The organism is Permianibacter fluminis (assembly GCF_013179735.1).
GTDB classification, from domain to species: Bacteria; Pseudomonadota; Gammaproteobacteria; order Enterobacterales; family Permianibacteraceae; genus Permianibacter; species Permianibacter fluminis.
The window spans coordinates 26,535-38,899 of sequence record NZ_JABMEG010000001.1 but is presented as its reverse complement, the minus strand read 5'-3'; the positions used below and the strand labels follow the sequence as shown (position 1 = coordinate 38,899).

At 61.4% G+C, this 12,365-nt stretch carries 12 protein-coding genes; 6 read left to right on the top strand and 6 right to left on the bottom strand.

Going from position 1 to position 12,365, the window contains the following annotated elements; all coding sequences use genetic code 11:
* Positions 1 to 80: 80 nt before the first annotated feature.
* Positions 81 to 617 (top strand): inorganic diphosphatase, encoded by a 537-nt coding sequence (gene ppa, locus HPT27_RS00185; protein ID WP_172244967.1) that lies wholly within the window; start codon positions 81 to 83, stop codon positions 615 to 617.
* Positions 618 to 748: 131 nt separating this feature from the next.
* Here the strand turns inward: ppa and HPT27_RS00180 are convergent, their stop codons facing one another.
* The 4 genes from HPT27_RS00180 to HPT27_RS00165 all read right to left on the bottom strand — a co-directional run bounded on the left by HPT27_RS00180 (position 749) and on the right by HPT27_RS00165 (position 4,169).
* Positions 749 to 1,414, bottom strand: coding sequence for a hypothetical protein (locus tag HPT27_RS00180; protein ID WP_172237217.1), 666 nt, complete (start codon positions 1,412 to 1,414; stop codon positions 749 to 751).
* A gap of 27 nt (positions 1,415 to 1,441) precedes the next feature.
* Positions 1,442 to 1,960 (bottom strand): RNA polymerase sigma factor, encoded by a 519-nt coding sequence (locus tag HPT27_RS00175; protein ID WP_211197791.1) that lies wholly within the window; start codon positions 1,958 to 1,960, stop codon positions 1,442 to 1,444.
* Positions 1,961 to 2,137: 177 nt separating this feature from the next.
* Entirely contained in the window at positions 2,138 to 3,076 is a 939-nt protein-coding gene (locus HPT27_RS00170; RefSeq protein ID WP_172237215.1) for an alpha/beta hydrolase, read from the bottom strand.
* Positions 3,077 to 3,227: 151 nt separating this feature from the next.
* Positions 3,228 to 4,169 (bottom strand): recombination-associated protein RdgC, encoded by a 942-nt coding sequence (locus tag HPT27_RS00165; RefSeq protein WP_172237213.1) that lies wholly within the window; start codon positions 4,167 to 4,169, stop codon positions 3,228 to 3,230.
* A 276-nt stretch (positions 4,170 to 4,445) separates the two neighbouring features.
* Here HPT27_RS00165 and HPT27_RS00160 point away from each other — a divergent pair, with 276 nt between their 5' ends.
* Complete coding sequence (locus HPT27_RS00160; protein ID WP_172237211.1) at positions 4,446 to 5,348, top strand: DMT family transporter; 903 nt, start codon at positions 4,446 to 4,448, stop codon at positions 5,346 to 5,348.
* 49 nt (positions 5,349 to 5,397) lie between these two features.
* On the opposite strand, the gene HPT27_RS00155 is transcribed toward HPT27_RS00160, so the two are convergent.
* Both HPT27_RS00155 and HPT27_RS00150 read right to left on the bottom strand, forming a co-directional pair.
* Positions 5,398 to 5,955 (bottom strand): carboxymuconolactone decarboxylase family protein, encoded by a 558-nt coding sequence (locus HPT27_RS00155; RefSeq protein ID WP_172237209.1) that lies wholly within the window; start codon positions 5,953 to 5,955, stop codon positions 5,398 to 5,400.
* A 118-nt stretch (positions 5,956 to 6,073) separates the two neighbouring features.
* Positions 6,074 to 6,613 (bottom strand): peroxiredoxin, encoded by a 540-nt coding sequence (locus HPT27_RS00150; RefSeq protein ID WP_172237207.1) that lies wholly within the window; start codon positions 6,611 to 6,613, stop codon positions 6,074 to 6,076.
* 308 nt (positions 6,614 to 6,921) lie between these two features.
* Between HPT27_RS00150 and HPT27_RS00145 the strand changes: the two genes are divergently transcribed.
* The 4 genes from HPT27_RS00145 (at position 6,922) to HPT27_RS00130 (ending at position 12,246) form a co-directional block, all read left to right on the top strand.
* Positions 6,922 to 7,833 carry a LysR substrate-binding domain-containing protein gene (locus HPT27_RS00145; protein ID WP_172237204.1) on the top strand — a complete coding sequence of 304 codons (912 nt, stop codon included), beginning with the start codon at positions 6,922 to 6,924 and terminating at the stop codon, positions 7,831 to 7,833.
* Positions 7,834 to 7,983: 150 nt separating this feature from the next.
* The gene (locus tag HPT27_RS00140) at positions 7,984 to 9,057 is read left to right on the top strand and encodes an HD-GYP domain-containing protein (RefSeq protein ID WP_172237202.1); all 1,074 of its coding nucleotides are present in this window, start codon (positions 7,984 to 7,986) and stop codon (positions 9,055 to 9,057) included.
* Positions 9,054 to 11,243: an ATP-binding protein gene (locus tag HPT27_RS00135; protein ID WP_172237200.1), complete on the top strand. Its 2,190-nt coding sequence runs from the start codon at positions 9,054 to 9,056 to the stop codon at positions 11,241 to 11,243. Before HPT27_RS00140 ends, HPT27_RS00135 begins: the two co-directional genes overlap by 4 nt.
* Before the next feature lie 160 nt (positions 11,244 to 11,403).
* Positions 11,404 to 12,246, top strand: a complete 843-nt coding sequence (locus HPT27_RS00130) for a hypothetical protein (RefSeq protein WP_172237198.1) — start codon at positions 11,404 to 11,406, stop codon at positions 12,244 to 12,246.
* Positions 12,247 to 12,365 lie beyond the last annotated feature (119 nt).

The window sequence follows — 12,365 nt, the reverse complement described above, 5'->3', positions numbered from 1 at the left end:
GTTATAATGCGCGCCCTTTTCCGGGTCAGCCGCCAGTGCTGGCCTTCCGTCTGCAGCAAGTCGCCAAAGCAGGTAACGACATGGCCCTGAAAGAAGTCCCGGCCGGCAAGAAAGTGCCGGACGAAATCAACGTCATCATCGAGATCTCGGCCCATTCCGAGCCGATCAAATACGAAGTGGACAAAGAAACCGGCGCCATTTTCGTCGACCGTTTCATGGCCACCGCCATGCACTATCCCTGCAACTACGGTTACATTCCCGGCACCATTTCCGATGACGGTGATCCGGCCGACGTGCTGGTGGTGACGCCGTTTGCGCTGCAAGCCGGCGTCGTGATCCGCTGCCGTCCGGTCGGCGTGCTGAAAATGGACGACGAAGCCGGTGGCGACGCCAAGTTGCTGGCGGTGCCGGTGTCGAAACTGACCCCGCTGTATGACGACGTCAAATCGCATGAAGATTTGCCGCTGTTGCTGCGCCAGCAAATCCAGCACTTCTTTGAGCACTACAAGGATCTGGAAAAAGGCAAATGGGTCAAGGTCACCGGCTGGGAAGGCGCCGACGCCGCCCGCGCCGAAATCGTCGCCAGCCTGAAGCGTTTTCAAGACAGCGAGAAGTAAAAAGCGCTGAGCATGGCCAAGCAACGCCAAGCAAAAACGCGGCAGTGAAAAAAGAGACAATAAAAAACGCGGCCACTGGCCGCGTTTTTTATTGGCAACTTGCTGACAGCAAGCCGGTTGCGCCCATCCGCTCAGTCCTGCTCGAACGCGGCGATTTCATCCAGAGTCGCTTTGGCCCGGTTCAGGCTGCGACCGGCGGCCGAGCGTTCGATACGGTTCGCCCAGCTCGGTCGCCGCATGGCCCAGCGATGGAGCAGCAGGGTCGCGACCAGACCCAGCACGCCCACCAGCAGCATCCAGTTGATCGCGCTGGGCATACGGGCATAGAAGTCGACGCCGGTAGCGGCCGCGCTGATCACCATCATGAACGGGATCCAGAGCAGCCACCACGGCAGGCCGACGCTCATGCCAGCCAGCACATAAAAGCGCCGCGCTTTCGCCAGCCGTTTCTGGTTGGTCAGCACCGATTCGCCGCGATCAAATTCACTGAGCAAACCCTGCATGATGCCGCCGGTCACGATCAGCATGACGCCGTAGACATGCATCACGATCCCGGCCCAGAACAGCGCGCTGCCATCGCGTAGCGACGACCACACCGTTACTGATGGCAAGATCAACGCGACGCCAAACAACATCTGCAGCGCCTGGCCAAAGCGCAGCGGCAGCAAGCGCCGGCGCAGGGTCTTGAACTGCGATTCGCGAGCCTGCAGCAACAGCAGACCGTTTTGCTGTTCCAGCTTGCGATCCATGGCCTGCCAGGCCGCTTTCAAATCATCCAGTTCCATCGGGTTGCTCATGTTCTGTCTCCCAGTGTTGCGGCTGGCTCAGGCCAGTTCGCTACGAATGCGTTGCTTCAAACGGCTCAGCTTGGTCGAGACATTGGTCTCGCTCAGGCCAAGCACTTCGCCAATTTCCCGGTTGCTGTATTCATCGAGATACAACAGCATCAGCGCCCGGTTCAGCGGATCGAGTGCGGCAATCACCCGGTGCAGCGTGCTCAGTTGTTGCGCCAGTTCCGGATCGCGGGCGTTGGGGTCGGCGGTGTCATGCAAGTCGGTATCCAGCGCTACCGTATTGGCGCGCCGCTCGCTGTGCTCACGGACGTAAGAAATGGCTACGTTCAGTGCAATGCGATACATCCAGGTCGAGAAGCGCCGGCTGGCATCGTAGTTGGGGTAGGCGCGCCACAGCTGCAAGGCAATTTCCTGCGCCAGCTCGGCGCGATCGTCTGGTTGCCAGGCATAACTATTGGCCACCTTGAAGACAATCTTGCGATGGCGCTCCAGCAGCGCGGCAAACGCCTGACGGGTATCAAGGCTCATCGTGGCACTGACTTCCGACATGATCGGGTTCCGGTAACGAGGGGATTCCACTCATGATTCGCTGGCTGCGGGGATTCGTCACAGGGACAGGTCATTTTTTTATCATCGCGCCAGACTTTGACGGGCTGCCAAGTGCGCTCGCTGTGTGCGAGTCTGCGGAAAGGACGAGATGTTGCCGCCGGTTTGGCAACGATAAACCTATTTACCGCTGCCGCGGTCTTGGTCCGGCAGCAATTTTTGTCGAGCCAAAAAGGCCCAGATTGCTTGGTAGGCGTTCGTTACCGCCTCGTTGGAAAACTCACCGTGATTGGCGCCGGGCACGGTGATCAATTGCTCGGTGACACCGAGTTTGCGCAGCGCTTCGTGCAGTCGCAGGCTGTGACTGTACGGCACCACGGTATCGGCATCGCCATGGATGCTCAGGGTTGGTGGCACATCCTTGCGTAGGTAGCTCAGCGGCGAAACTTTTTTGGCCAGCGCAACCGGGTCCGGCGGATTGCCGATCCACTGCACTGCGTAGGCGTGCTGGTGCGGGCCGCTGAGCAAGTCGGCGACATCGGTGATGCCATACCAGTTGATCACTGCGGCCACTTTCGGCCCGTCGCCGTTCCAGCATTGTCGATCAAACAGTCCGCTGTCGGTGGCATAGCCCGTCATCAGCGCCAGATGGCCGCCAGCGGAATGGCCGGAGACGACGATACGGTTCAGATCAAAATGAAAGCGGTCGGCATTGAGCGCGATCCAGTTCAGCGCGCAGCGGGCATCGTCGACCGCGCCGGGGGCTGTGGCGACATCGACTTTGCGGTAATCGGCATTGACCACCGCAAACCCTTCGGCGAGCCAGGGCAGCAGCCACATGTCGGCGTGGTTTTTATTGTTGTAGGCCCAGCCGCCGCCATGAAAGAACAACAAGACCGGGCGGGCGCGGTTGTCGTCGGGGCGGGTGACATCGAGCAGCAGCTCTTGGTGGTTGACGGTGTTGAAGACCAGATCGGGCTGGTGCAGGTAACGGAAGGCGGCAACGGTATCGAAAGCAGAATCGAACGACGCCGGCTCGGCGGCGCTGGCCGTTGCATTGAACAGTGATGCGATCAGCAAACAGACAACCGAACTGATAACCCCGGCAGCGTTGCGCATGCCCGACTCCTTTTTCGTTGACGACGGCGTTCGACCAGTCGGCAACGAAAAAGTGTAGCTCGAGGTGAAAATGTTGATTGAGGTGAAACTGTTGTTCGATGGAAAACGGTTGTTAGATGGAAAAATACGGCCGAGCGAAAGCAGTCCCGGCTTAGCTGGCGGTCTCACCAATGCTGCTGAGCAGACGCGGCAGCAGACGCAGCAGCGTCAGCGACCAGAGCTGGTATTCGGCATCGAGGTTTTCGAACTTGTCGCCACTGAACTGGCTGTCGAGTTCGCCGCTGAGTCGCTCGGACAGTTTCATGTTGGCGAGCCGGGCATCCGGCAGCAAGGTAAAGCTCAGCGAGTCTTCGAAGGTCAGCGCCAGCTTGCGCACTTCCCGGCCGAGTTCCAGATGCTTGCGGATTTCGTCGCTGACCAGATCGATGCCCTTGCAGCGCACGGTGCCTTCTTCATCGGCAATTTCGCAGGCGTCTTCCAAGGTGAAACCGGCCGGCATTTCGCGCTCGCCTTGCAGCCAGGCAGTCAAAAAGGCCGGGATCGGCGCCGAGAACGCCGGCCGCGCCACCGGCAACGAGCCCAGCGCCAGCCGCAATGCGTTCAGCAGCAATTCGCCTTTGGTCAGGCTGCCGGCGCCGACCAGAATCAGCCCGGCTTCCGGCGCGATCAAGGCCAGCGTGTCGCCGGTCTTGGTGAACGCGCGTGGCAGCAGCGTGAACATCAGCTCGTCTTTGAGCCGGACAATTTCTTTCTTGCCGAGCTTGCGACCTTCCTTGTCCTGAATCTGCCGCACCTGATCTTCCAGCTGCTCGCGGATCACCCCGGCCGGCAGCAGCCGGCGCTGTTCGCGCAGCCGGACCAGCCAGGTGCCAGTACCGCTGCCGCTGTGGACGTAGGCGGTGCTTTCGTCATCCAGTGCCGGTACCCAGCCGACCCGCTGCGGCTCGGTCGCGCCACACGGGGCAAACGGCTGCTCGCGCAGCGCCGCCTCCAGGGTTTCCAGATTCGGCAGGGCTTCGGGGCGGATGCGATACAGGCAGAGGTGGCGGAACTGCATGGGACGGACGACCGGCAACAGAAAAAGGGCGCGCATGGTAGCACTGCTGAGCGGCCGATCGGAGACCGGCGAAAGCCGGCTGATGACAGCCACCGCCAGCGCTCACTGGCTGCCAACGGGGTCCGGCGTGCCGGTTGTACGTGGGCGATACCGGAGGACGCTCGCGGTCCCGCGCGCCATGGCTGGTCTTGGCCGGGCGGGTCCAGCCAGGCGGGTCTAGCCCGAACCACCGCATGACCGGCAGTGACGGCCCTGCTCAGCTAGAATGCCCGGCCCTGCGGCGCCGTCGGCGCCGGATTCGGATGCCCAGCAATGACCAGCCTGACAGACAGCGACCGCCAGCGCGCCCAGCGCGAACGCCGGCGCGGCATCATCGCCATGCTGTGTGCGATTGCCCTGTTTTCCGGCATGGATGCGTTCCTGAAAATGCTGGTCGTGCATTACCCGCCGATGCAAGTCAGCGCCCTGCGCGGGCTGACCGCGACGCCGTTTGTCCTGCTGTCACTGCTATGGCGGCAACGCTGGTCGGCGATGTGGCCGGCGCGGCTTCCTTTGCATGCGCTGCGCGCCGGGATTGGCGTGCTGATGCTGGCGGCGTTCATTTACGGCGTGCATTCGCTCAGCCTGACCGATGCCTATTCGATCTTTTTCGTCGCGCCACTGCTGATCACGGCTTTCTCGGTGCCGCTGCTGAAAGAGCATGTCGAATGGCAGCGCTGGCTGGCGATTGTGATCGGTTTTATCGGCGTGCTGATCATGCTGCGGCCGAGCGGCACCGGCTTTTTCAGTCTGGGTGCGCTGGCGGTGTTGTTCGCCGCTGCCTGTTACGCGTTCTCGGCCATTCTGACCCGCATCATCGGTCGCACCGACAGCACCGCCGCGATGATGTTCTGGTTCACCATTTTTCTGTCGCTCGGCGCGACCAGTCTGGCGGCACCAAACTGGACGCCGATCAACTGGCAGCACTGGCCGTGGTTCATCGGCGTTGGCCTGACCGGCGCACTCGGTCAATATTTCATTACCGAAGCGTTTCGCCGGGCGCCGGCCGGTGTGGTGGCGCCGTTTGAATACACCGCCATCATCTGGGGCGTGCTGCTCGATTTTCTGGTCTGGCAGGCCGTGCCGCGCGCCAGCATGCTGGCCGGCGCGTCGGTGGTGATCGCCTGCGGTCTGTATCTGCTGTACCGCGAGCAGCAACTGCACCGGGCGCCGTAACCGCAGCGGCCAAACGCCGCTGCCGGCTGCCGCTCCCGCGTGATGCTGATTACTGCGGCAAGCTCAGCGCCTGCACGGTCGCGACGATCACCGCCGCGATGCGGGCGCTCGACTGGATCGCCAGTTTGCTGGCGCCTTGCTTGCTGACCTCATGCACGTGTGACTCGATGCACATGCCGCAGCCATTGACGGCCGATACCGCCAGCGCCATCAATTCAAAATCAAGTTTGGCAATACCGTGATTGGCCAAACCGTTCATCCGCAGCCGGGCCGGCAATTTGCTCAGCTCGCTGTCACCGGCAAGATGCAGAAAACGGTAGTAGACATTGTTCATCGCCATCACCGTGGCAGCGGTGCGGGCGGCATTGACGTGCACGTCATCGAGATGCAAACGGGCGTCGGCCTCGACGGCGGTGGCAACGCGATCATGCTTGGTTGAGTAGGCAACGGCGAGCGCAATGCTCCAGATCTGCTGGTCGTTCAGATCCGGCGCGCCGTCGGTGGTCAGCACCGTGCCGAGGTTCAGTTTGATGTCGCGCGCCGAGTCAGGCAGGGCGGCGCGCAGCGTTTCAATGGCGGAAGTGCCGGCGACATTTTCGGTGGACATGACTCGCTCCTGCGCACGTGGTTCACACGCGCGCTCGATAAGGGTTCAGTGAAATATTCAGTGTGGTTCGCAGCGGCTCGGTCACGAGCCGCTGCGACCAGTTCAGATCCGATCAGGCTCAGGCGACTTTCAGCGTGTCCTGGCCTTTTTGCCAGTTGCACGGGCACAGTTCGTCGGTTTGCAGTGCATCGAGCACCCGCAGCACTTCCTTGACGTTACGGCCGACATTCAGATCGGTCACCATGACAAACCGAATCACGCCTTCCGGATCAACGATGAAGGTCGCGCGCTGGGCAACGCCTTCTTCGGCATCGAGAATGCCAAGCGCATCCGACAACTCGCGCTTGATGTCGGCCAGCATCGGGAACGGCAGCTTGTTCAGCTCTTCCTTGTGCTGGCGCCAGGCCAGGTGGACAAACTCCGAGTCAGTCGACAGACCCAGCACTTGCGCACCGCGATCGGCAAATTCGCCATTCAATTTGCCAAACTCGGCAATCTCGGTCGGGCAGACAAAGGTGAAATCCTTCGGCCAGGCAAACAGCACCAGCCATTTGCCAGCAAATTGATCGTTGCGGACATCAACGAAGGCGGTGTTGATGTCGCTGCTGACGACGGCTTTCAGGTTAAACGCTGGCAGTTTTTTACCTACGGACAACATGGGTGCAACTCCTGCTAAGGGAAAAAATGTATTCGGTTAATTCAGACCCGCGTCACGCTAGCGGCGCTGAGACGGCGCAAGCGGGCGATGTGTTCAGTGCCTGCTGTGGTTGCCAGCCCGGCGGTTGCCAAAACACGACCATCATCGGCAATGGCGTATCACTGCTGACGATGGTGTCTTCGTTTTGGCGACGCCATCTTCGGGGAAAGCGCTTGCCAAGCCCATTCGAATGGTTTAATCAGTCTGATAGGCATTGCCTATGATTGCGCCGGCCGGTGGCCGCGGCGCGCATGGCTGGAGAACCCGCAATGAATTTGCGTGATTTGCAGTACCTGGTAGCGGTGGCGGAATACAAGCATTTCGGCAAGGCGGCCGAGGCCTGCCATGTCTCGCAGCCGACCTTGAGTCAGCAGCTGAAAAAGCTGGAGGAATATCTGGGCGCGCAGTTGATTGAACGCGACAGCCGGCGAGTGCAATTGACCACGCTCGGCGCCGACATTGCCGCGCGTGCGCGCCGGGTCGTCTCGGAAGCCGATGCGCTGGTGCAGCTGGCGCGCTCGGCGTCGGATCCGCTGGTCGGCGAATTGCGGCTGGGCGCCTTTCCGACGCTGGCGCCGTATTACCTGCCACAGGTGCTGCCATTGCTGCGGCAGAAATTGCCGGATCTGAAATTGTTTCTGGTCGAAGACAAAACGCCGCATCTGGTGCAATTGGTGCTGCGTGGTGAGCTCGATGCTGCGCTGCTGGCTCTGCCGGTTCCGCATGAGGGCCTGGAAGCCATTTCGCTGTTTCATGAGCCATTCATGCTGGCGGTGCCAAAGCAACATGCGCTGGCCAAACGCAAGCAGGTCGAGCTGGAGGATTTGCAGGGCCAGTCGCTGCTGCTGCTCGAAGACGGCCACTGCCTGCGTGATCAGGCGCTGGAAGTCTGTCATCTGGCCGGCGCCGGCGAGAACGCCACCTTTCGCGCCAGCAGTCTGGAAACGCTGCGGCAGATGGTGGCCGGTGGCATCGGCATTACCCTGATGCCGAAAATGGCGGTGCGCGAGCAGGAGGACGGCGTCCGTTATTTGCCGCTGAAAGCCAGCACCGAGCGCAATGTCGGGCTGGTGTTTCGGGCCAGCACCTCGCGGCGGCGGACGTTGATCCATTTGGTGCAGTTGCTGCGCGCGCACCAGGGCCTGCCGACCGCCGGCAAGGCCATGCGAGCGGCGCATTGAGGCGACATTACAACGACTACGTGGCGTGTAGATGAGCCGTCAGGCGGGCACGCCAGCGCTGACCCGACGATCTCGGGTCGGCATCATGGACTAGACTTCAGCCAGTTCAGCTGGGCAGACACAGTGATGGTGGGGCCGGGAATGGCAAAAATGGGACGGGTTCTGGTTGTCGATGACAACAGCACCAATCTGGCGGTAGTGGGTGAGATGCTGGAGCGACAGGGCTTTGATGTGTTCGCCGCCAACAGCGGTGAAATGGCCTTGCAGATTGCACCGCAGGCGACGCCGGAAATCATTTTGCTGGATGTCATGATGCCCGGTGGCATGGATGGTTACGAAGCTTGCACCCGGCTGCGCTTGCTGCCGGGTCTGGGCAAAGTCCCGGTGCTGTTCTTGTCGGCGGACAGCACACCGCAAAGCAAGATCCGCGGCTTTCAGGTCGGCGGCATGGATTACGTCAGCAAGCCGTTTCAGGCCGATGAATTGCTGGCCCGGCTGAACACGCATCTGGAGCTGTATCGGCTGCGCGAGCATCTGGAAGACGAGGTCGATCGCAAGACCAAGACCGTGCACATGCTGGTCGACGAGTTGAATGATTCCTACGAGCAAGCACTGGCGTTGTTGGCGCGGGCCGGTGAATTTCGCGACCGCGATACCGGCAACCACACCCGCCGGATCGGTGAATACGCCAGCCGATTGGCCCAGCTGGCCGGTTGTGACGCCGATTTTTGCCGGCGCATTCATCACGCAGCGCCGTTGCACGACATCGGCAAGGTGTCGATTCCGGATCGCATCCTGCTCAAGGCCGGGCCGCTTGACGATGACGAATGGGTAATCATGCGCACCCATGCCGAAGCCGGCGCAAAAATCCTGCGCAAATATTCCCAACCGCTGTTTCAGATGGCAGCCGAAATCGCCAGCTGCCACCACGAGCGTTTTGATGGCAGCGGCTATCCCAATGGTCTGCGCGGTGAAGACATTCCGCTGGCCGCCCGGATCACGACCGTGGTCGACACTTATGACGCGCTGCGTTCGCGGCGGCCGTACAAGCAACCGATTGCGCACGAACAAACCATCCGCATTTTGCTCGAAGGTGATGGCCGCACCCGGCCGGAACATTTCGATCCGAATCTGCTGCAATTGCTGGTCCGCAATCAGGAATTGCTGCGGCCGGTATTTGATCTCGACAGTCACCATGCAGCGGCCAACGAGGTGTTGTCATGACGCAAGCGGCAACGCGTCGGGTTCGGTTGCAGTGGCAGCTGTTTGTTCGGGTCGCCGTGCTGGTGCTGGTGCTGATCCCGCTGTTCGGCTACATCCGTTTCCAGTCGATGAAATCGACCTACGAGCAGGAATTCGATCAACGCATGGCCGGGGCGACCGAGGTGCTGTCGGTGGCGCTGCGCGAGCCACTCTGGGAATTCGATGAAAGCCAGATCGCCGAAGCGGTCAAGGCGCTGTCGTACCTCGATGAACTGGCCAGCGTTCGGGTCACCGATCTGAGCGCAGCCCGCTATGAGTGGTGGTTTGATCGGCGCGGCAACAGCAAGCTGCTGGAGCAGGCGGAAATGCCGGCGCAGCTCGATTCCGGCGGCGTTATCGAACGCAAGTTCACCATTCAGACCCGCGGTGCCGAACTGGCCGCCGTCAGTCTGCGGTTCAACGACAGTGAGCTGCGCAATCTGCTGAGCGAATCGCTGGTCAGCATGGTCACGCTGGTCGGCGGCTTTACCCTGGCGGTGCTGCTGCTGATGTATATCCTGGTGGAGCGCTACGTTGGCCGACCGCTGTGTGATTTGCAGGATGCCTTGATCGACACCGGCAATGTCGAAGCGCTGCCGAAAGTCGTCGCCGAATTGCCACCCAACGAATTGCAGGCGCTGGCCCAGCGTTACCTGGAAGTGTTCAGCGAGTTGCGTACGCACCAGCAGCATCTGACCGAAATGGTCGACCAGCGCACGCACGCACTCAGTGACACCAATCAGCAGTTGGAAGCCGAAATTCTGCGCCGCAACAGCATCGAGCAGGAGCTCATTGCGGCGCGCGAACAAGCTGAACAGGCGAACGAAGCCAAGACCTATTTTCTGGCGCACATGAGCCATGAATTGCGGACGCCGTTGAACGGCATCATCGGTTACGCCCAGCTGCTCAGTCACGGCACCCGTGATGAAAGCGAAGCCCGTGAATTTGTCGCCAACATCAACCGCTGTGCTGATCATTTGCTGGAACTCATCAACCGCATTCTGGATCTGTCCAAAATCGAACAGGGCCGGATGGAGCGTCTGGACGCGCCGTTTGCCTTGATCCGGTTGATCGATGATGTGCTGACCGTGGTGCGGCCGCGCGCCGAGGCCAAAGGCCTGCAGTTGCTCAGCATCCGCGAGCCCGGCTTGCCCTTGGCGGTGGTTGGCGATTCGGCGAAATTGAAACAGGTGCTGATCAATCTGCTCGGCAATGCGGTCAAATTTACCGAGCGTGGCCAGATCGAATTGTCGGTGCGCTATGTCCAGCCGGGGCAACTGCAATTTGCCGTGCGCGATACCGGTGTCGGCATTTCCGAACGCGATCAGGCCCGCATTTTCGAGCCGTTCCAACAGGCCGGCACCACTGCCCAGCAATGGCGTCAGGAAGGCACCGGACTGGGCCTGTCGATCGCCCGCCGGCTGGTCGAAATGCTCGGCGGCGAATTGAAAGTGGAAAGCGTACCGAACCAGGGTTCCTGTTTCCGCTTTACCGTCGCCATGCCGATCAGCGATGCCCCGGTGGAAGATGGTGTGGTCGCGACGCCGCTGGCCTTGCTCGACAGCACGCCGCCGAGCTTGCTGATCGTCGATGATGTCGCCCACAACCGCGACACCCTGGCGCTGCAGTTGCGCCAGATTGGTTTTCGGGTCAGCACCGTCGAGTCGGCCGAGGCGGCGCTGGCCAGTATTGCCGCAGCGCGTCCGGATCTGGTGTTCATGGATATCCGGATGCCGGGCATGGACGGCATTGAGTGCGCGCGTCGGCTGCGCCGTGACTATCCGGGTCTGCCGGTGCTGGCGTTCACCGCCAGCGTATTCGACGCCCAGGTCAATGCTGACATTCGTGACTATTTCGACGGGCTGGTATTGAAACCGGTCGATCTGGCGCAGACCTGCGCGACCATCGCCAAATGCCTGCCGGTGCAATACCGCTACAGCCATTCCGCGCCGACGCCGGTGCCGGAATTGCTGTCGCTCAGTGAAACGCTGTCCGCCAGCGAGCTGGCGCATTTGCGGGCTTGGCTGACCGCTGGTGCGCTGGCCCGGATCCGCGACTTTGGCACCGAGCTGCTCGACCGCGAACCGGAGCAGGCCAAGCTGGGCGAGCAGCTGCAACGTTATGCCCGGGCCTACGATATCGATGCCCTGCGCCGGCTGATTGGCTAGCGGCGCGGGCCGCAGCGGCGGAATGGGCCGGCGCCGACACCACCCCGATGCCGGCTGACGGGTTGGCTGACACCATCGGTCGGATCGCTGGCACTGCGGTTCCGCTGCAGCCTGCTACCATAAGCAACATTATTGGCTGTTTGATTCAGACGAGGGCCTTATGCGGCAGCTGCTGTGCCTGTCGTTAGTATTGTTGGCGGCCTGCCAACCAACTGTCGACAACAGCGACACGGACGCGCTGGCTGAAAGTGTGGGCGAAATGGCCGAGTCGCGCCCGGCCGCCGATCGGGCGGTCTTGGCCGATGCGCTCGCGGTCATTGCGCTGTCGGAAACCGGCTATCTCGGTACCCCGCCGACCGATCCGGTCGAAATTGCCAAGGACGCCACGCTCGGCCCGGCCCTGCTCGGCGTGCTGGACGGCGATGATTACGAAGACATCATTGAAAAGGCGGCGGTACTGCGCAAGAGCCGGGAAGAACGCGCGGTCCAGGCGGCGCAGCTGGCGCAGCAGGAAGTCAAAGCCAAGCTCGAGCAAGCCAAGGCCGAGCTGGCCCAGCTGCGCGATGTCGGTATCCAGAATGCCCAATACAGCTGGACCACCGGCGATTACATGCCGCAGGCGGTGGTCGAGTTTGAATTGATCAACCGCACCGATCAGGCCGTTACCGGCGTCAAGCTGCGCGGCACCCTGGTCAGCTCGGAACGCAGTGAGCCGTGGGTGCATGAAGTGCTGACCCACGAACTGATCCGGCCGTTGCCGGGCCAGAGTCTGGAACATTACCGCTTGGTGCCGAACCAATTCTCGGCCTGGGGCAATCGCCAGCTGCAGCGCCGCCGCGATTTGCGGCTCAGCTTTGAAGTGATCAATGTTCGCAAGGGTGACGACTGGCTGGTCTCGGCCGATCCGGAACAGCTGGCCGCGGAACTGCGCCACTATGAAGACGCCGAATTGCAGGCCCGGGCCGCGTTGACGGCCATCAAGGGGCAGCAGCTGGAGAAATGACGGCCGCAGCGAAATAAAAAAACGGCGGACCGAAGTCCGCCGTTTTTTTTTGCTCATTGCCAGTCCGGGTAGGGCACGAGGGGGCGCGCCTGCGGCGTGGCAATCCGCCGAAAAGAGAA